Source organism: Streptomyces sp. ICC1 (assembly GCF_003287935.1).
In the GTDB taxonomy this organism is placed as follows: Bacteria; Actinomycetota; Actinomycetes; order Streptomycetales; family Streptomycetaceae; genus Streptomyces; species Streptomyces tritrimontium.
Window position 1 is genome coordinate 5,480,858 of sequence record NZ_CP030287.1, and the last position, 19,485, is coordinate 5,500,342.

The following is a 19,485-nucleotide window of genomic DNA, read 5'->3' on the forward strand; positions in this document are numbered from 1 at the left end:
GCGGCGGGCGGCGGTACCAGGACGACAGGGGCCCAGCGACAGGGCCCCGCGGCAGGGCCGGAGGCCGCCGCACCAGACGAACGGGTGGATCCGGGGTGGACCGGACCACCCGTTCTTCCATTGGTCTGGACAGGGACAACTCCCGTCAATACTGTGGGACTTGGTCTAGACCTAAAGAGTTTCGCGAACGGCCCGTTCCGGCGCCAGCGCCGGCGCGGGCCATCCCCACGCGTGCGCACGCTCTCCCGGACATCCCCCCACGTTCAAGGAGCATCATGCGTTCCTTCCGCATGCCCAGATCCCCGAAGGCCGCCGCCGCCACCGCGGCCGGCCTCGGCATCGCCGCCGCCCTCGCGCTCGTCACGGCCCCCACCGCGAACGGCCACGGCTACACCGACACCCCCATCAGCCGACAGAAGCTCTGCGCCAACAGGACCGTCGCCGACTGCGGCCCCATCCAGTGGGAGCCCCAGAGCGTCGAGGGCCTCAAGGGCTTCCCGGCTGCCGGACCCGCCGACGGCCGCATATGTTCGGCCAACCACACCGAGTTCGCCCAGCTCGACGACCCGCGCGGCGGCGCCTGGCCGGCCACCCCGGTGACCAGCGGGCAGAGCTACAGCTTCCGCTGGCAGTTCACCGCGAACCACTCGACCACGGACTTCCGGTACTACGTGACCAAGAACGGCTGGAACCCGAACAAGCCCCTGACCCGAGCCGACCTCGACCCGCAGCCCTTCCTCACGGTCGCCTACAACGGCGCCCGCCCCGCCATGACCACCGTCCACCAGGGCGCCATGCCGAGCGGCAAGACCGGCCGGCACCTGATCCTCGCCGTCTGGACGGTCAACGACACCGTCAACGCCTTCTACTCCTGCTCCGACGTCCAGTTCTGACCGTTCCGATCGCCGGCCTTCCGCGCGGCGTTCATTTCTGACGGAACGTCAGCTATCCTCCGGCGGCATGCGGACGACGACACCCGAAACCGTCGCGGAGCTCATCGCGCGCCAATGGGGCGACCACCGGCCCGGTCTGAAGTACGCCGACGGCGTCCTCAGCCACCACCGGACCGCCCGGGAGGCCGCGGCGCGCGCCGCGCTCCTCGTCGACCTGCTGCCGCCGGGGGCGGAGCCGCACATCGGGGTGCTGCTCGACAACACCCCCGAGTTCCCGTTCTGGCTCGGCGCGGCGGCCCTCGCCGGGGCCGCCGTCGCCGGGATCAACCCCACCCGGCGCGGTCCCGAGCTGGCCCGCGACATCCTGCACACCGACTGCCGGATCCTGGTCACCGAGCGCGCCCACCTGCCCCTGCTGCGCGGCCTCGACCTGCCCGGCGTACGGCTGCTGGTCACGGACGCCGAAGAGTACGAGGCCCTGCTCGCCCCCTACGCCGGCGCGAAGCCCGGCGAGGCGGTCCTGGGCGCGGGCCCCGGCCCGGAGTCGCGGCTGCTCCTCTACTTCACCTCCGGTTCCACCGGCGCGCCCAAGGCCGCCATCTGCACCCAGGGCCGCCTGGCCGGCGCCGGAGCCTCCCTCGCCCGGCACTTTTCGGTCACCCCGGACGACGTCCACTACGTCTGCATGCCCCTCTTCCACGGCAACGCGGTCATCGCCGACTGGCTGCCCGCGCTCGCCGGCGGGGCCGCGGTGGCGCTGCGCCGCCGCTTCTCGGCCTCCGCGTTCCTGGACGACGTACGGGCCTACGGGGCGACGTACTTCACCTACGTCGGCCGCGCGGTCCAGTACCTCCTCGCCACCCCGCCGCGCCCCGACGACCGCGCGCACACGCTGCGCCTCGGCTTCGGCACCGAGGCCGGGGCGGTCGACGCGGCCCGCTTCGCCGAGCGCTTCGGGGTCCGGCTCGTCGAGGGCTACGGGGCCACCGAGGGCGGCGCCTCCGTCCAGCGCACCCCGGACACCCCGGCCGCCGCCCTGGGCCGCGCGGGCGCGGGCGACGACCTGGCCGTCATCGACCCGGAGACGGGCCGGGAGTGCCCGCCGGCCGATCTCGACCCGCAGGGGCGGCTCCTCAACGGCGACGAGGCCATCGGCGAACTGGTCAACAAGGGCCGCAGCCTCTTCGAGGGCTACTGGCGCAACCCCGACGCCGAGGCGGCCCGCACCCGCCAGGGCTGGTACTGGACCGGCGACCTCTTCTTCCGCGACGCGGACGGCTTCCTGTACTTCGCGGGGCGCACCGACGACCGGCTGCGCGTCGACAGCGAGAACCTGGCGGCGGCGGTGATCGAGAACATCCTGGCCCGCTGGGCGCGGGCCGCCGCCGTCGCGGTGTACGCCGTACCGGACGAGGTGGCCGGCGACCAGGTCATGGCGGCGGTCGCCCTGCGCGCGGGGGCCGTCTTCTCACCGGAGGGCTTCGCGGCCTTCCTCGGCGTCCAGCCGGACCTCGGCACGAAGATGGCCCCGCGCTACGTGCGGGTCGTCGACGCCCTGCCGACCACGGCGACGAACAAGGTCCACCGGGTCTCCCTGCGCCGCGAGGGCTTCGACACCCCGGACCCGGTCTGGTGGCGCCCGCGGGGCGAATCCGCCTACCGCCCGCTCGGCCCGGCGGACCGGGCGGCCCTCCTGGCCTCCTACGAGGCCCAGGGACGGGCCGGGCTGCTGGGCCGCTGAGCTGCCGGACCCCATGGTTTTGAGCACCCCGGAGGAGCAGGTAGTATTTTCTCTGTCAGCAGGCGCCGCTAGCTCAGTTGGTTAGAGCAGCTGACTCTTAATCAGCGGGTCCGGGGTTCGAGTCCCTGGCGGCGCACCTGTCCTTCGGGCGGTTTCCGGTTCACCGGGAACCGCCCGAAGTGTTTTCCGGGCCGGCCGCCCCGGCCCGGGGCCCGGCAGGGCGCCCCGCCGCCACCGCCGCCCCCGCCGTTCAGAGGGTGAGCGACAGCAGCAGCGGTGCGGCCTTGCGGTTCAGGGCGTCGGCCGCGGCCCGCAGCCGGTGGGCGTGCTCGACCGGCAGCGACAGGGCCAGGCAGCCCACCGAAGCTCCGGCGGTGATCGGGACGGCCGCGCAGACCGTGCCCACCGCGTACTCCTGGAGATCGAGCATGGGGACCGTGGCCGGCTGGCTGTCCAGCTTCGAGAAGAGGATCCGCTCGTTCACGATCGTCTTCGACGTCAGCCGGGCGATCTTGTGCCGCGACAGGTGGTCGCGCCGCCCGTTCTGGTCGAGCTGGGTCAGCAGGCACTTGCCGACCGCGCTGGCGTGCGCCGCGGAGCGGAAGTCGACCCACTCGTGCACCTTGGGCGTGCGCGGGCTGTCCGCGAACTGCGTGATGCGCACTTCACCGTCCACGTACCTGCTGATGTAGACCGCCGCCCCCACCGAGTCCCGCAGCCGGTCCAGGGTCTCCTGGAGCTTGTCCTGCAGGGCCTGCTGGCGGTCCACGCCGGAGCCCAGCAGGACCAGGGAGTCCCCTATGGCGTAGGCGCCGTCTGACACCTGCAGTACGTATCCTTCCCGGCGCAGCATGAGGAGCATGGGGGCGAGATGGACCGCGGGCAGGCCGGTCTCACGCGCGATCTGTACGTCGGTCACGCCGCCGGTATGGCGGGCGACCGTTTCGAGTACGCGCAGGGCGTACTGCACCGAGTGGAACGGCGCGGTCGGCTCGGGCTTCAGCGCCACGGTTTCCCCCTAGCAGGTTGTTACCGCTTGCTCTCACACGATAGCCATCAAGAGGCCCACGTGGAGCGCCTGTTGATGAGATTGATGGCTCATTTACATCGCTCTGCCTGGATCTACTCCTCTGGCATATGCCAAGGTCACGCGCGGTGTCCGACTGTGCCGGGAATGCCCGGAGCGCGCCCGAGGTTCGGGTTCTTCGTACGGACGGTCGAGCGGAGCGGGAGCGACGATGAGTGACACCGGAGACGCGGGTCGACAGGAGAGCCGCACGCCGGACCGGGCAGGGACCGGCCCCCGGGACGCCTCGGGCGGCGGTTCCGTCGGCGGTTCCGTCGGCGGCTCGGGCGGCGCCTCGGGCGGCGGTTCCGGCGACGGGATCCACGGGACCGCGCACGGCCGGGCCCCGGTTCCGCTCTCCGTGCTCGACCTCGTCACCGTGGGCGCGGGCAGCACCGCCCACGCCTCGCTGCGCACCAGCGTGGACATGGCCCGGCTCGCGGAGGCCCGCGGCTTCCACCGCCACTGGGTCGCGGAGCACCACTCCATGCCCGGGGTCGCAAGCTCCTCCCCGGCCGTGATCCTGGCCCACCTCGCCGCCCACACCTCCCGGATCCGGCTCGGCTCGGGCGGGGTCATGCTGCCCAACCACGCCCCGCTCGCGATCGCGGAGCAGTTCGGCACCCTGGAGGCCTTCGCCCCGGGCCGGATCGACCTCGGCCTCGGCCGGGCGCCCGGCACCGACGGGCACACGGCCGCCGCGCTGCGGGGGCCCGGGCGCCGCGACGAGGCCGTGGACGAGTTCCCCCGGCAGCTCGCGGAGCTGATCCGCTTCCTCGACGACGACTTCCCCGAGGGGCACCCGTACGCCCGCGTGCACGCCGTGCCGGGCCCCGTGCAGGGCCCCGCCGGGCGGCCGCCGGTGTGGCTGCTGGGCTCCTCGGGCTTCAGCGCCCGGCTGGCCGGCGGACTCGGACTGCCCTTCGCCTACGCGCACCACTTCTCCCCGGCCGGGACGCTGCCCGCGCTCGACCTCTACCGGCAGTCGTTCCGGCCCTCGGCCGTCCTGGACGCCCCGTACGCCCTCATCGGGGTCGCGGCCCTCGCCGCCGACACGGACGCCGAGGCCCGGGCGCAGGTGCTGACGGGCGCGCTGTCGATGCTGCGGCTGCGCACCGGGCGCCCCGGGCTGGTGCCGACGCCCGAGGAGGCGGCGGCGTACCCGTACACGCCGGCGGAGCGGGAGTTCGTGGACGAACGGCTCGCGAGCGTGGTCCACGGAACCCCCGACGAGGTCCGCGCCGGGCTCGACGGGCTGGCGAAGCGGACGGGCGCCGACGAGCTCATGCTGACCGCCAACGCCCACGGCGGGGAGGCGAGGTTGCGCTCGTACGCGCTCGTCGCAGATGCGTACGGGATGCCCGGGGAGGACCCGGACCGGGTCTGATCGCACACGAACGGGGTTTGGCTGGTTTGTTGCCAAAACCTTGCGCGGGGGTGGCCGAAGGTACCCGAAAACTGCTCGTCACCCGGGGTGGCGGGCAGTTTTTGGTATGCAGTCAGGCCTCTGACAAGGGGAATTGTCCTGCGAGTGGTCTAGTCCTTCTTTGGTCCAAACCATTGACGCGGGCCTGGAGTGATCGCTATCACTTCTCCCACCTGATGTTGTCGCCCTCCCCTCCCACCCCCCGGAGGCAGTTCATGCACATCCGTAAACCCCTCATCGCGGCTGCCGCCACGGCCGCGCTTGCAGCCGGTGCGCTGGCCACCTTCGCGGGACTCGGCACCGCCTCGGCGGCCGAGGCCGGGACCACCGCCACGGCCGGCAATGTCAAGATCGCTTACTACGACCAGTGGAGCGTGTACGGGAACGCCTTCTACCCCAAGCACCTCGACACCCGCGGCATAGCGAGCAAGCTCGACGTCATCAACTACTCCTTCGGCAACATCCACCCCACCAACCTCACCTGTTTCGAGGCGAACAAGGCGGCGGGCGACGACAACAACCCCAACGCCGGTGACGGTGCGGGCGACTCGTACGCCGATTACCAGAAGTCCTTCAGCGCGGCCGACAGCGTCAGCGGCGTCGCCGACAAGTGGGACCAGCCCATCGTGGGCGTGTTCAACCAGTTCAAGCAGCTCAAGGCCAAGTACCCGAACCTGAAGATCAACATCTCGCTCGGCGGCTGGACCTACTCGAAGTACTTCAGCGACGCGGCCAAGACCGACGCTTCCCGCAAGAAGCTCGTCTCCTCCTGCATCGACCAGTACATCAAGGGCAACCTGCCCGTCGAGGGCGGCTACGGCGGCGCGGGAAGCGCGGCCGGCATCTTCGACGGCATCGACATCGACTGGGAGTACCCGGGCTCGTCGGGCGGCCACCTCGGCAACCACTACGCCCCCGAGGACAAGCAGAACTTCACGCTGCTGCTGAAGGAGTTCCGCACCCAGCTCGACGCCCACGGCGCGGCCAACGGCGGCAAGAAGTACCTGCTGACCTCGGCCCTCCCGGCCGGCCAGGACAAGATCAAGTACATCGAGACGGACAAGATCGGCGCGTACCTCGACTACGCGAACATCATGACGTACGACATGCACGGCGCCTGGGACTCGGACGGTCCGACGTACCACCAGTCCCCGCTGCTGCCCTCCTCGTCCGACCCGACCGACGCGATCGCCCCGGGCACCGAGAAGTACAGCATCAAGAACGCCATCGACTCCTGGATCGACGGCAACCCGGCCTACGGCATCACCGGCGGCTTCCCCGCCAACAAGCTGGTCCTGGGCTACGAGTTCTACTACCGCGGCTGGAAGGGCGTGCAGCCCGGCACCACCAACGGCCTCGCCCAGCCCGCCACCCTGGCCTCCGCCGCCCGTCCGACCAGCCAGCAGGCCGGCATCGCGCTCTACAAGGAGCTCGGCGGCATCGTCGACAACCCGGCGACCACCTTCTGGGACGACCAGGCCAAGGCCTCGTACTTCTTCAAGGACGGCGAGTTCTTCACCGGCCTGAACCAGAAGTCCATCCAGGCCCGGGTCGACTACGGCAAGCAGCGCGGCCTGGCCGGCGCGATGATGTACTCCCTGCTCGGCCTGGACGCCAACGCCACGCTGCTGAACCAGATCTCGGACTCCCTCGGCGGCACCACCCAGCCGCCGACCACCCCGCCGACCACGCCTCCCCCCCTGTCTCTTAAACCCATCCGAAAGGCACTGAGCAGCGGGAAGCGCTTGGAACTGCTCGACCTGCTGGCGCAGGGCGAGCGCACGGTGGACGCGCTCGCCAAGGCGGCCGGACTGAACCTGACCACGGCCTCGGCGCACCTGCAGACCCCCAAGCAGGCCGGACTCGTCGCCACCCGCCGAGAGGGGGTACGGATCCACTACCCCCCCGCCGGCGACGACGCCGCCGCCCGGCCCCGCAGTCGTGGAGAGCCCCTCGGCGAGCCCCTCAGAGAGCGTGCCGGGCACGCCCTCCGCGCCTCCCGCGTCCAGCGCGCCTGCGGTGGCGGCTCCCGCCACCGGACCCCAGGTCGTGGACGCCGCACCCGCCGCCGACGCCCCGTACGACATCGGCTCGTACCTGCCCGCCGTCGCCACCGGGGCACTGATGCTCCTGATCGGTGCCGCCGCCGTGTTCGCCGCCAAGCGCCGCCGCCGTACGGAGTAATCGCGTGTCACGTACCACCGCGCTCGCGGCGGGGCCGCCCGCGTCCGGCCTCGCGCCGGACGCGGGGGGCCGCCGTCTGCCCCGCACCCTGCACCCCGTCGCCTGGTGGATCTGGGCCCTCTCCCTCGCCACCGCGGTCAGCCGCACCAACAACCCGCTGCTGCTCTTCCTCGTCCTCTCGGTCCTCGGCTACGTCATCACCATGCGCCGCACCGAGGCCCCCTGGGCCCGCGGCTTCAAGTACTACCTCTACCTGGCGCTGACCGTCGTCGCGATCCGGGTGCTCTTCAGGGCCGTCTTCGCCACCGGCATCACCCCCCGCGACCACTTCCTCTTCTCCCTCCCCCACATCCCGACGCCCGACTGGTACGCGGGCATCCAACTCGGCGGCCCCGTCTCCCTGGAGGCACTGCTGTCCGCCGCCACGGACGGGCTGCGGCTCGCCTGCATGCTGTGCTGCATCGGCGCCGCCAACACCCTCGCCAACCCCAAGCGGGCCCTGCGGATCCTGCCCGGAGCCCTCTACGAACTGGGCGTCGCCGTCACCGTGTCCATCAGCGTCGCCCCCCAACTCGTGCAGAGCGTCCAGCGGGTGCACCGGGCCAAGCGGCTGCGCGCCGGCCGCTCCAAGGGGCTCCGGGCCCTGCGCGGCATCGTCGTACCGGTCCTCGAAGACGCCCTGGAGCGGTCCCTGCGGCTCGCCGCGGCCATGGACTCCCGCGGCTACGGGCGGGCCGGCACCGCCACCCGCCGCTCCAGGCGCCTGACCGGCGCCCTCATGCTCCTGGGCATGTGCGGACTGTGCGCCGGGGCCTACGGACTCCTCGACGCCACCGCCCCGAAGCTGCTGGGCCTGCCCGCGATGGGCGCGGGCGCCCTGCTGTGCTTCGCCGGTCTGCGCCTCGGCGGCCGCCGGATCACCCGGACCAGCTACCGGCCCGACCCCTGGCGTGCGGCCGAGTGGGCCGTCGCCTCCTGCGGAGTCCTGTCGGCCGTCCTGCTCTTCGCCAACGCCGGCTTCGACGCCGCCGAGTTGAACCCGTCCATCCATCCGCTCAGCTGGCCCACCCTGCCGCTCGTCCCGGCCGTCGCGATCCTGCTCGCCGGGGCCGCCGGCTTCCTGGCCCCGCCGCCGGCCCCGCCCGCGCGGCCGGCCGTCCCCGCACAGCGCACCGAGGAACCCAAGTGATCACCTTCGACCAGGTCACCGTCCAGTACGAGGACACGGCCGATCCGGTTTTGCGCGATGTGGACCTGACCGTGGAGGAGGGCGAACTCTGCCTCGTCGTCGGCCACACCGGCGTCGGCAAGTCCACCCTCCTCGGCGCCGTCAACGGCCTCGTTCCGCACTTCACCGGCGGCACCCTGCACGGCCGCGTCCTCGTCGACGGCCGCGACACCTCCGCGCACCCGCCGCGCGAACTCGCCGACGTGGTGGGCGTGGTGGGGCAGGACCCGCTCGACGGGTTCGTCACCGACACCGTCGAGGAGGAACTCGCCTACGCCATGGAGCAGTTGGCGGTCCCCCCGGCCACCATGCGCAAGCGCGTCGAGGAGACCCTCGACCTCCTCGGCCTCGCCGACCTGCGCCACCGCGCCCTGCACGAGCTCTCCGGCGGTCAGCAGCAGCGCGTCGCGATCGGCTCCGTCCTCACCGCCCATCCCCGGGTGCTCGTGCTCGACGAGCCGACGTCCGCCCTGGACCCGACGGCCGCCGAGGAGGTCCTGGCCGCCGTCACCCGCCTCGTCCACGACCTCGGCGTCACCGTGCTGCTCGCCGAACACCGCCTGGAGCGCGTGGTCCAGTACGCCGACCGCGTCATCCACCTCCCGGGCAACGGCCGCGTCGTGTCCGGCCCGCCCGCCGAGATCTTCCGCACGTCCTCCATCGCCCCGCCCATCGTGGAGCTCGGCCGCGCCGCGGGCTGGTCCCCGCTCCCGCTGTCGATCCGCGACGCCCGCCGGTCGGCGGCTCCGCTGCGCACCCGGCTGGCCGGCACCGTTCCCCCGCCGGTACGGCCCGCGCCGGCGGCCCCGGACCGCCCCGGGCTGCTTGCCGCGCGCGGCATCACCGTCGCCTACCACGGGGTGCCGGCCGTACGCGAGGTCGACCTGACCCTGCACGGGGGCGAGGTCACCGCGCTCATGGGCCGCAACGGATCCGGCAAGTCCTCCCTGCTCTGGGCGCTCCAGGGATCGGGACCGCGCAAGGCGGGCTCGGTGGCCGTCTCGGCGCCGGGCGCCCCGGGGCCGCGGGATCCCCGCAAGCTCTCCGCCGCCGAGGCCCGCCGGCTCGTCGGGCTCGTCCCCCAGACCCCGACCGACCTCCTCTACCTGGAGTCCGTCAAGCAGGAGCTCGACCAGGCGGATGCCGAGTCCGGCGTCGACGGGGACGGGATCCGGGCCCGCGCCGTCCTGGACCGGCTGGCACCGGGCATCCCCGACACCACCCATCCCCGGGACCTCTCCGAGGGCCAGAAGCTCGCCCTCGTGCTCGCCATCCAACTGACCGCGGCCCCCCGGGTGCTGCTCTTGGACGAGCCCACCCGCGGCCTCGACTACCGCGCCAAGAGCGAGCTGATCCGCATCGTCGACGACCTGGCCGCCGAGGGCCGGGCGGTCGTGATCTCCACCCACGACGTGGAGTTCGTCGCCCGCGCCGCGGACCGGGTCGTCGTCATGGCGGAGGGGGACGTCGTCGCCGACGGCCCGACGGCCGAGGTCATCGTCGCCTCCCCCGTGTTCGCCCCCCAGGCGGCCAAGATCCTCGCTCCGCTCCCCTACCTCACGGTCGCCCAGGTGGCCGCCACCCTCCCCGACCACGAGACGGGCCCGGACTCATGAGCGCCGCCACACGCACCGCCGCCATCCGGATCAACGCGCGGGCCGGGATCGTCATCGCGATGGCCGCCTTCCTCGGCATCGTCGCGTTCTTCTGGCCCTTCCTCGTCGCTCCGGGGAAGTTCGGCTCGAGCTACGCCCCGCCGCTGATCTTCGGCGTCCTGCTGGTCATCGTGCTCTGCGTGGTGATCTCCGAGATCGCCGAGGGCGGCATCAGCTCCAAGGCCCTCGCCATGCTCGGCGTCCTGTCCGCCGTCAACGCCGCCATCCGGCCCCTCGGCGCGGGCACCGCGGGCATCGAGACCGTCTTCTTCATCCTCGTCCTGGCCGGACGCGTCTACGGCCCCGGCTTCGGCTTCACCCTCGGCTGCTCCTCGCTGTTCGCCTCCGCGCTCATCACCGGCGGGGTCGGGCCCTGGATGCCGTACCAGATGTTCGGCTGCGCCTTCGTCGGCATGCTCGCCGGCTTCCTCCCGAAGACCTCGGGACGCAAGGAGGTCGCGATGCTCGCGGTCTACGGCTCGGTCTCGGGCTACCTCTTCGGCTTCCTGCTCAACCTGTCCTTCTGGCCGTTCTCCCTCGACCCCAACAGCTCCATCGCCTACCTCCCCGGGCTGCCGTTCACCGAGCAGTTCCAGCGCTACCTCGCCTTCGACCTGGCCACCTCCCTCGGCTGGGACACCGGCCGGGCCGTCACCAACTTCGTCTGCATCTGCCTGGCCGGCCCGGCCGTCCTCACCGTCTTCCGCCGGGCCGCCCGCAAGGCCCGCTTCCAGGCCCCGGTCCGCTTCGCGCCGCACGCGCTCCCGGCCGGGCACACGGCCCCGGAGCGGCCCGGGCCCCGAAGGGGGTAAATGCGTCGACAGCGCCGCCCGGCACTCGGCAGAGTGGTCGCCCGTGACGACCAGTGAGCTGTGGACGCGTGCGACCGCCGAACGCTACGACGCCGAGGAGACCGCGATGTCCTCGGCCGCCGTCCTCGGGCCGACCCTCGACTTCCTCGCCGAACTCGCCGGAGACGGCCGGGCGCTGGAGTTCGCCATCGGGACCGGACGCGTGGGCGTCCCGCTCCGGGAGCGCGGTGTTCCGGTGGCGGGCATCGAGCTGTCCGAGCACATGGCGGCGGTGCTCCGGCGCAAGACCGACGGGAGCACCCTTCCGGTGACCGTCGGGGACATGGCCACCACCACGGTCCCCGGCGGGTTCGCCCTGGTCTACCTCGTCTACAACACCATCACGAACCTGCTCACGCAGGACGAGCAGGTCGAGTGCTTCCGCAACGCCGCACGCCATCTGCTGCCCGGCGGCCGGTTCGTCATCGAACTGGGCGTACCCCCGCTGCGGTTCCTGCCGCCCGGCCAGGTCGCGGTGCCGTTCGACGTCTCGGCGGGGCACGTCGGCTTCGACACCTTCGACCTGGTCGAGCAGATCCTCGTCTCGCACCACCTCACCCGCGACGACGACGGCCGCTACCGGCGCGACGACTCCCGGCACCGGTACGCCTGGCCGGCGGAGCTCGACCTGATGGCAAAGATCGCCGGGCTCGAGCTGGAGCGCCGCGTCGCCGACTGGGACGGCGCGCCGTTCACCCAGGACTCGGCGAAGCACGTCTCGGTCTGGCGCAAGCCGGCCTGAGGCCGATCACCCCTTGACTGGTCCTTTGCCGTACCGCATCCTGACTGAAATTTCAGTCAATACATTCAGTCAATCCATCGCGCCACCGACCGAAGGCTGCCTTCCCCCATGACCTCGTACGCCCTGCTGACCTCGTACGGCTCCCCGCTCGGCTCGCCGGGCCGCACCCAGCCCGCCGAACGCGAACCCCTGCGCGTCGGACTCGTCCAGATGCGCTGGTACGCCGACCAGAACGAGCACGACGACCGGCTGCGCGAGGGCGTCGCCCTGGCCGCCTCGCAGGGCGCCACGGTGGTCTGCCTGCCCGAGCTGACGCGCAGCCCCTACTTCTGCAACACCGACGACCCCATGGCCGACGGCGCCGCCCGCCACCTGGAGGACGTCGAGACCGGCCCCACCGTCGGACTCGCCGCCGAGCTCGCCACGAACCTGGGCATCACCGTGCACGCCTCCCTCTACGAGCGGGCCGAGGACGGCGGCCTCGGCTACAACACCGCCGTGTGCGTGGACGCCGACGGCAAGCTCATCGCCCGGACCCGCAAGAACCACATCCCGGCCTTCCCCGGCTACCGCGAGGACCTGTGCTTCCGCCCCGGCGACAGCGGCTTCCCCGTCGTCGCCCACGCCGGGGCCCGCTTCGGCTTCCCCACCTGCTGGGACGAGTGGTTCCCCGAGCTGGCCCGCGCCTACTCCCTGGCCGGCGCCGACATCCTCGTACACCCCACCGCGATCGGCTCCGAGGTCGACCTGCCGGACTTCGACACCCGGCCCATGTGGGAGCAAGCGATCAGCGCCAACGGCCTCGCCAACGCGCTCTTCATGATCGTCCCCAACCGGGTCGGCACCGAGAGCCGCTCCACCTTCTACGGCTCCTCCTTCATCTCCGACCCCTACGGCCGGGTCGTGCTGCGCGCCCCGCGCGACACGCCCGCCGTCCTCGTCGCCGACCTCGACCTCGACCAGCGCCGCGACTGGCTGGAGTTCGGCCTGATGCGCACCCGCCGCCCCGAGCTGTACGGCGCGCTCACCGAGCGGCCGGCCGCGCGGGGCCTCTGAGGCCGGGAGCGGCTCCCGGGATCTCCGCAGGACCTCCGCCGGGACGGGCGAGGACGTGCCGGAGATCCCGCCGGACCCACGCCCGCCGCGTGAAGACCTTGCCGCCTACGGCCTTTATCAGCCGATATGGGATTGAATACGCGGTACGTGACATTCGGTCACTCCACGCGTTTCCCGTCCTTCGGCGAAGGGGGCTTCGTTGCCGTCCGATCAACGTTCCCGCACGGACAAGGTCGTCTTCGGGGTCACCGCGGGCCTGACCCTCGCCTTCGTGCTGTGGGGCGCGGTGGCGACGGATTCGCTGGAGAGCGTGTCGAGCAGCCTGCTCAAAGGGCTGATCCACAACGGCGGCTGGGCCTTCATGCTCGCCGCCAGCGCCTTCGTCGTCTTCGCCCTCTGGCTGGCGATCAGCCGCTACGGCCGGATCCGCCTCGGCCGTGAGGACGAGCCGCCGGAGTTCCGCACCGTCTCCTGGGTCGCCATGATGTTCAGCGCGGGCATGGGCATCGGGCTCATGTTCTACGGTGTGAGCGAGCCCCTGGCGCACTACGGGACGCCCCCGCCCGGCACCCACCCGGTCGACTCCGCCGAGCGGATGCAGACCTCGATGGCCACCACCCTGTTCCACTGGACGCTCCACCCGTGGGCGATCTACGCCGTCGTCGGGCTCGCCATCGCCTACAGCACGTTCCGCCGCGACCGACGCCAGACGATCAGCGCGGTGTTCGAGCCGCTCATCGGCGCCCGCCACGCCCACGGCGCGGCCGGCCGGGTCATCGACATCCTGGCGATCTTCGCCACGCTCTTCGGCTCCGCCGCGTCACTCGGCCTGGGCGCCCTCCAGATCGGCAGCGGGTTCCGTGAGCTGGGATGGCTGGAGACGGTCAGCACCGCGCTCCTCGTCGCCGTCATCGCCGTCCTGACCGTCGCCTTCGTCGCCTCCGCGGTCTCCGGCGTGGAACGCGGCATCCAGTGGCTGTCGAACATCAACATGGTGCTCGCCCTCGTGCTCGTCGTGTTCGTGTTCATCGCCGGGCCGACCGTCATCGTGCTCGACCTCCTGCCCACGTCCCTGGGCGCCTACCTCGGCGACCTCCCCCAGCTCATCGGCCGCACCGAGGCCACCGGCGCCGGCGAGGTCGCCGACTGGCTGGGCAGCTGGACGGTCTTCTACTGGGCCTGGTGGATCTCCTGGACGCCGTTCGTCGGCATGTTCATCGCCCGGATCAGCCGCGGCCGCACCATCCGGCAGTTCATCGGCGGCGTCATCCTCGTACCGAGCACGGTCAGCCTGCTGTGGTTCGCCGTCTTCGGCGGCACGGCGATGAAGCTCCGGGAGAGCGGCGCCCTCGGCGGGGAGAGCACCCCGGAAGGACAGCTCTTCGGGCTGCTCCAGCAGTTCCCCATCGCCACCGCCATGAGCCTGCTGGTCATGGTCCTCGTCGCCATCTTCTTCGTCTCCGGCGCCGACGCCGCCTCCATCGTGATGGGCACGCTCTCGCAGAAGGGCGTCCTCGAACCCTCCCGGCTCGTGGTCGTCTTCTGGGGCGTGGTCACCGGCGCCGTCGCGGCCGTCATGCTGCTCATCGGCAACGGCAAGGGCGACGCGCTCGCCGGACTGCAGAACCTGACGGTCCTCGTGGCGGCACCGTTCACCGTGGTCATGATCGGCATGTGCGCGGCACTCATGCGCGACCTGCGGCAGGATCCGCTCATCATCCGGGACGAACAGGGCGAGGAAGCCGTCGCCGTCGCGGTGGCCGCCGGGCACGAGGAGTACGGCGGCGACTTCGAGATCCGCATCGGCCCGTCGAGCGACCCGGAGGCGAACGCCGCGCGGCCAGGCCCTCCCGTCCCCTAGTGGTGCGGCCGGCGAGGTTTGCCGGGTCGCGGCGTCCGGTGCGGTGCATCTCCCCCAGCTACCGCTGGGAGGGGCCCCCGGACGGAGGGCCACGCCTCGTACTGGACGTACCGGTGTGGTCCGACACCGCGGCGAGGTGCCGTGCCGGGCGCCGCGACCCGGTGGACCTTTCCGGTCACAGCACTAGTGGTGCGGCCGGCGAGGTTTGCCGGCCGGAGCGGAGCCGAGTGCGGTCAGCTCGCGGCCGGCCGCGGCGGGACGGCGGCGCCGGCGGTGATCTCCGCGCAGCGGGTCGCCACGGCACCGAGGGTGCCCTCCGTACGCAGCAGCCCGCGCTGGACGCGCGCCCCGTTGCCCCGCTCCAGGAGGCGGGCGATGCCCTCCCGGACGCGTTCCTCGTCGCCGTGGTCGGCCAGGGCTTCGCGCACGTGGGCGTGGCGCGCCTCGACGGCCCCCGCGGGCGACGTCTCGCGCATCGTCCCGGGGTCGATGGGCGGGCCGTCCAGCCCCGGGCGGCCGGCGCGCCAGGCCGCGAGCCGCAGCAGTCCCGTGCCGATCCTGGCCGGCGGCTGTCCGTCCCGCCAGGCACGGGCGGCGGTCTCGACCAGGCCGCGCACCAGGGCCGCCAGGAGGACGGGGGTCGACGCCTCCAGGCAGACGTCCGCGACCCTGACCTCCACCGTCGGGTAGGCGGCGGACAGCCGGGCGTCGAAGTACACCATCCCCGCGTCGCGCAGCACGCCGGTGTCGAGCATGGCGCGCACCTGCTCGTGGTAGCGGTCGGCGGACCCGAAGACGTCCGTGGGCCCGGCCGACGGCAACCGGTTCCACACCCGGCTGCGGTAGCTGCCGTACCCGCTGTCCTCGCCCTGCCAGAACGGCGAGTTCGCGCTCATCGCGGTCAGGACGGGCAGCCACGGACGGATCCGGTCCAGGACCGCGACGCCCTCCTCGTCCGACTCGACCGACACGTGGACGTGGCAGCCGCAGGTCAGCTGCTCCTGCGCGGTCAGGCCGAACTGCTCGCCGACCCATTCGTACCGCTTGCCCGTGCTCAGCGAGGGCCGTACGGGCAGCGGGGAGGTGCCGAGGGCCGCGACCAGCGCCCCGGCGGACGCGGCGTGCCGGGCGGCCGCCGCCCGGCTGCGGGTGATCTCCTCCAGGAGCTCGCCCATCTCCGCCACGGGTCTGGTGGCGAACTCCAGCTGCTCCTTCTGCAGTTCCTTCTCGAAGGTGTGCCCCGGCGGTTCGCCGCCCCGCGGCCGCTCTCCGGCCGCCGACCGGTCCGCGGCCGCCAGTACGGCCCCCGACAGGGCCAGCGGCTCGCCGCTGTCGGCGTCCACCAGCAACAGCTCCTCTTCCACGCCCACGGTTCGCATGCCGCCGCCCATCGGTTCGCCGTCTCCATCGCCCCGCGCCTGCCCTGCCCCGTCCCGACCATGCGGTGGGATGGCCGCCGACCAGGGCGTTTGCGGGCCGAGATCCGGGTCAGACGAGGAGCTGTCGAGGGGGGGCTCCTGCATGACGTTGCCGGGGGAAGGCACGAGGAGGACGGCCGAGCGCGGTTCCACGGCGTTCTGGCGCGACGTGGTGCTGGCCGTGGGTCTCCCGGGGATCTGCGTGGGCGGCCTGGTCATCTTCCTCAAGGCGGCCGCGGGAGCCGGAGCGGGGGCCCCGGTCGCACCCGTCGTCACGGCCGTGGTCCTCGCGGCCGGGGTGGCGCTGGCCAGGTGGACCGTGCCGCCCGTGCGGCGCCGCGCCCGGGCCCGGGCCCGTCCCGTACGCCACCCGGCACCGCGCACGGAGCCGGAGGATCCGATCGGGGCGAGCCCGGTACCGGACGTCAGTGCCGGTGCGCTGGACCACGCCGCGGTCGACGCCGACGGCTTCGAGCACACGATAGCGGCGCTGTGCGCGCGCGACGGCTGCACGTCCGTGGAAGTGGTGGGCGGCGCGGGCGACTTGGGCGCCGACGTGATCGCCACGACCCGGGACGGACTGCGCGTCGTCGTCCAGTGCAAGCACTACGCCGACACCAACCGCGTCGGCTCGCAGGACCTGCAGCGCTTCGGCGGCACCTGCTTCGCCGTCCACGAAGCCGACGTCGCGATCGTCGTCACCACGAGCTCCTACACCGCCCCGGCGCTCGACTACGCCGCCGTCCGCGGCATCGTCTGCGTCGACGGCGAAGCCCTGGCCGCCTGGACCGGCCTGGCCTCGTCCCCGCCCTGGGAACCGGGCGGCCCTGATGACACCGCCCGGGTGTCCGCGACCTGACCGGTGGGGCCCGGGCCCCGGCGACGGCCGGGCCCCGGGCTAGCCGGCGGCGGCCCTGACGGGCGAGCTCGAGCCGGACCGTCTCGTCTTCTCGATTCACCGGTCGGGTACGGCGCACAGGTACGGCGGTCGGGTGGAACCGTCGTCTCCGGCGGCGCGAGTCCGGCGAGCCGCCGAGGTCCCGCCACCGCACTGGCCGGAAGCTGTGGCCCGTCACGAAGGGTGACCGGAGGCAGGGCGAGCAGCGGCAGAGGGGTTGGCATGTCGACATCCGCGGATGGTGCGCGCAAGGGTCGGGGACGGGTCGCGAGAGGCGGCGGCCGCCGCCGCGCCGACCGGATCGGCGCGGCGGTGGCCCTCGGCCTGGCGCTCGCCGTGGCCCTGCCCGGAGCGGCTCTGGCCGCCCCGGGCGATCTGGATCCCGCCGTTCGGCGGCGGCGACCAGGACCCGCAGTCGGCGCAGCAGGTCCTCGGACGTCCCGCCGGTCACCGGGCACTCGCGGCCGGACGGACGACGATCTCGTTGACGTCGACCCCGGCCGGCTGGGCGACGGCATAGGCGATGGCGTCGGCGATGGCGGACGCCGGCAGCGCCACGGCCCGATAGGCCTTCATCGCCTCCCTCGCGTCGGGATCGGAGATCCCTTCGGCCAGCTCGGACTCGGTCACGCCCGGGGAGACCAGAGTGACCCGCACGGAGCCGTCCGACTCCTGGCGCAGCCCTTCGGACACGGCCCGGACGGCGAACTTGGTGGCGCAGTAGACGGCCGCGGTGGGCGACACCTCGTACGCGCCGACGGAGGCGACGTTCACGAAGTGCCCGCCGCCCTGGAGGCGCATCACGGGCAGGGCTGCGGCGATCCCGTGCAGCACGCCCCGTACGTTCACGTCGATCATCCGGTCCCACTCCTCGACCTTCAGCGCGTCCAGCGGCGAGAGCGGCATCACTCCGGCGTTGTTGACCATCACGTCCACCCGGCCGTAGCGCTCCCGGGCGGCGGCCACGAAGGCCCGTACGTCAACGGCGTCGGTGACATCCAGCCGCCGGAAGGCCGCGGTCCCGCCCGCCCCGCCGATCTCCCGGCTCAGCGCATCGAGCCGATCGGTGCGCCGTGCGCCCAGGAACAACCGGTGGCCGTCGGCGGCGAGCCGACGGGCCGTCGCCTCCCCGATCCCGCTGCTCGCTCCGGTAATGGCCACGACCTTGGCCTCGTTCCTCATGCCTGCCCCACTCCTCGTTCGAAACGTTCGACACGGATGCCTCCGCCCGACCGAGTCTGCGCAAGCGGCGGCCGGCCAACCAGGACGCAGCACACCCAGGCAGTACGCCCCCGCACGCCCTAGCCTGTGGCCATGACCGTGACCGTGACCGGCAATCTACTCGGGGAGTTCCTCCGCGCGCGCAGGGCGGCCCTGGGGCCGCGGGACGTCGGCATGGCGAGCCACGGCGTACGCAGGGTCGCCGGCCTGCGCCGCGAAGAGGTCGCGGACCTGGCCGGAGTGAACGCGGACTACTACGCCCGGCTGGAGCAGGGCCGCGAACGCCATCCCTCGCCCCAAGTCCTCGACGCCCTCGGCCGGGCCCTGCGCCTGGCGCCCGAGCCCCGCGCGCACCTGCACCGCCTGGCCGGCGCACCCCCGGCCGACGGGCCGGCCGACCGCCCGGCCACCGCCCGGATCGGCCCGGCGCTGCGCCGGCTCCTGAACGGCTTCCCGGACGACCCGGCGTTCGTCATCGACGCCACCCTGGACATCCTGGCGGCCAACTCCCGCGCCAAGGCCCTGCATTCACCATTCGCACCGGCGGACAACCTGGCGCGCATGGTCTTCCTCGACCCGGCCGGCCGGGACTTCTACACCGACTGGACCGCCACGGCCCGGGCCACCGCGGCCCACCTGCGGCAGGCTTCCGGCATCACACCGGACGACCCGCGCCTGTGGTCCCTCGTCCGCGCCCTGACCGCCGAAAGCCCGGACTTCGCCCGCCTGTGGACCACGCACGACGTCCTGGGCAAGACCGAGGGCACCAAACGCCTGCACCACCCGTCGGCCGGCCCGCTGACCGTGACGTACCAGTCCTTCGACGTCCGCGCCGCCCCGGGCCAACAACTCATCGTCTACCAGGCTCAGCCCTCCGCGCCCACGCTCTCCTCCAGATAGGCGAATGCCGTGACGGCGTCCTCGGCGAAGAAGACCAGGTCGGTCAGCGGCACGGGCAGGCGCCGGCGCGGAGGTGACGTCGCGCGCGGCCGACCGGTACGACATCTGCTTGACCGATCAATCTTCGCCGCGTAACTTCGACGCCACCCGCTCGTGAGCACTGGAAGGAGGCGAAGCCGGATGTCAACCCCCTCCAAGGCGCTTCGCCTCGCACACCAGATCGCCTGGGCTCCGGGTCGCGTAGCACACGGCTGCTGAACAGCCCCCTTCCCGGCGTGCCCGATCACGGCCCCGGGACCTCCCCCCTCTCTGTCACCACTTACGGCACCTCATCGCGTGCCGGTT

14 protein-coding genes, 1 tRNA gene and 2 pseudogenes are annotated in these 19,485 nt (G+C 72.7%); 13 read left to right on the forward strand and 4 right to left on the reverse strand.

The genetic code is table 11. From position 1 onward, the window contains the following. Positions 1–275: 275 nt before the first annotated feature. From DRB96_RS25815 to DRB96_RS25825, 3 genes are all read left to right on the forward strand, one after another. Positions 276–893 (forward strand): lytic polysaccharide monooxygenase, encoded by a 618-nt coding sequence (locus DRB96_RS25815; RefSeq protein WP_204357816.1) that lies wholly within the window; start codon positions 276–278, stop codon positions 891–893. Positions 894–960: 67 nt separating this feature from the next. After that, entirely contained in the window at positions 961–2,634 is a 1,674-nt protein-coding gene (locus DRB96_RS25820) for an AMP-binding protein (RefSeq protein WP_112450607.1), read from the forward strand. Between the two features lie 62 nt (positions 2,635–2,696). After that, positions 2,697–2,770: transfer RNA gene (locus DRB96_RS25825), tRNA-Lys, on the forward strand. Between the two features lie 114 nt (positions 2,771–2,884). Here the strand turns inward: DRB96_RS25825 and DRB96_RS25830 are convergent. Further along, positions 2,885–3,643 (reverse strand): IclR family transcriptional regulator C-terminal domain-containing protein, encoded by a 759-nt coding sequence (locus DRB96_RS25830; RefSeq protein WP_112450608.1) that lies wholly within the window; start codon positions 3,641–3,643, stop codon positions 2,885–2,887. 229 nt (positions 3,644–3,872) lie between these two features. Between DRB96_RS25830 and DRB96_RS25835 the strand changes: the two genes are divergently transcribed. The 8 genes and pseudogenes from DRB96_RS25835 to DRB96_RS25875 all read left to right on the forward strand — a co-directional run bounded on the left by DRB96_RS25835 (position 3,873) and on the right by DRB96_RS25875 (position 14,703). Continuing rightward, the gene (locus DRB96_RS25835; protein WP_112450609.1) at positions 3,873–5,087 is read left to right on the forward strand and encodes an LLM class flavin-dependent oxidoreductase; all 1,215 of its coding nucleotides are present in this window, start codon (positions 3,873–3,875) and stop codon (positions 5,085–5,087) included. Between the two features lie 254 nt (positions 5,088–5,341). Beyond that, positions 5,342–6,937 (forward strand): annotated as a pseudogene (locus DRB96_RS25840) (glycosyl hydrolase family 18 protein); the annotation flags it as partial. Between the two features lie 377 nt (positions 6,938–7,314). Next, positions 7,315–8,499, forward strand: coding sequence for an energy-coupling factor transporter transmembrane component T (locus DRB96_RS25850; protein ID WP_112450610.1), 1,185 nt, complete (start codon positions 7,315–7,317; stop codon positions 8,497–8,499). After that, a complete protein-coding gene (locus DRB96_RS25855) occupies positions 8,496–10,154 on the forward strand; it encodes an ABC transporter ATP-binding protein (RefSeq protein WP_112450611.1) in 1,659 nt (552 codons plus the stop codon). The genes DRB96_RS25850 and DRB96_RS25855 overlap by 4 nt, the downstream gene beginning before the upstream one ends. Continuing rightward, entirely contained in the window at positions 10,151–11,005 is an 855-nt protein-coding gene (locus DRB96_RS25860; protein WP_112450612.1) for an ECF transporter S component, read from the forward strand. Before DRB96_RS25855 ends, DRB96_RS25860 begins: the two co-directional genes overlap by 4 nt. A gap of 43 nt (positions 11,006–11,048) precedes the next feature. Beyond that, entirely contained in the window at positions 11,049–11,786 is a 738-nt protein-coding gene (locus DRB96_RS25865; protein ID WP_112450613.1) for a class I SAM-dependent methyltransferase, read from the forward strand. A 108-nt stretch (positions 11,787–11,894) separates the two neighbouring features. Next, the gene (locus DRB96_RS25870) at positions 11,895–12,842 is read left to right on the forward strand and encodes a nitrilase-related carbon-nitrogen hydrolase (RefSeq protein WP_112450614.1); all 948 of its coding nucleotides are present in this window, start codon (positions 11,895–11,897) and stop codon (positions 12,840–12,842) included. A 199-nt stretch (positions 12,843–13,041) separates the two neighbouring features. After that, the gene (locus DRB96_RS25875) at positions 13,042–14,703 is read left to right on the forward strand and encodes a BCCT family transporter (RefSeq protein ID WP_112450615.1); all 1,662 of its coding nucleotides are present in this window, start codon (positions 13,042–13,044) and stop codon (positions 14,701–14,703) included. A gap of 233 nt (positions 14,704–14,936) precedes the next feature. Here the strand turns inward: DRB96_RS25875 and DRB96_RS25880 are convergent, their stop codons facing one another. Further along, entirely contained in the window at positions 14,937–16,082 is a 1,146-nt protein-coding gene (locus DRB96_RS25880; protein WP_204357817.1) for a glutamate--cysteine ligase, read from the reverse strand. 142 nt (positions 16,083–16,224) lie between these two features. Between DRB96_RS25880 and DRB96_RS25885 the strand changes: the two genes are divergently transcribed. Beyond that, complete coding sequence (locus DRB96_RS25885; protein WP_112450617.1) at positions 16,225–16,980, forward strand: restriction endonuclease; 756 nt, start codon at positions 16,225–16,227, stop codon at positions 16,978–16,980. A gap of 486 nt (positions 16,981–17,466) precedes the next feature. On the opposite strand, the gene DRB96_RS25890 is transcribed toward DRB96_RS25885, so the two are convergent. Beyond that, positions 17,467–18,201: an SDR family oxidoreductase gene (locus DRB96_RS25890; RefSeq protein ID WP_112450618.1), complete on the reverse strand. Its 735-nt coding sequence runs from the start codon at positions 18,199–18,201 to the stop codon at positions 17,467–17,469. Positions 18,202–18,345: 144 nt separating this feature from the next. On the opposite strand from DRB96_RS25890, the gene DRB96_RS25895 reads away from it, so the two are divergent. Then, complete coding sequence (locus DRB96_RS25895) at positions 18,346–19,140, forward strand: helix-turn-helix transcriptional regulator (RefSeq protein WP_112453710.1); 795 nt, start codon at positions 18,346–18,348, stop codon at positions 19,138–19,140. On the opposite strand, the pseudogene DRB96_RS44955 reads toward DRB96_RS25895, so the two are convergent. Then, positions 19,107–19,199, reverse strand: a pseudogene (locus tag DRB96_RS44955) (TIGR00730 family Rossman fold protein); the annotation flags it as partial. The gene DRB96_RS25895 and the pseudogene DRB96_RS44955 sit on opposite strands and share 34 nt — an antisense overlap. Positions 19,200–19,485 lie beyond the last annotated feature (286 nt).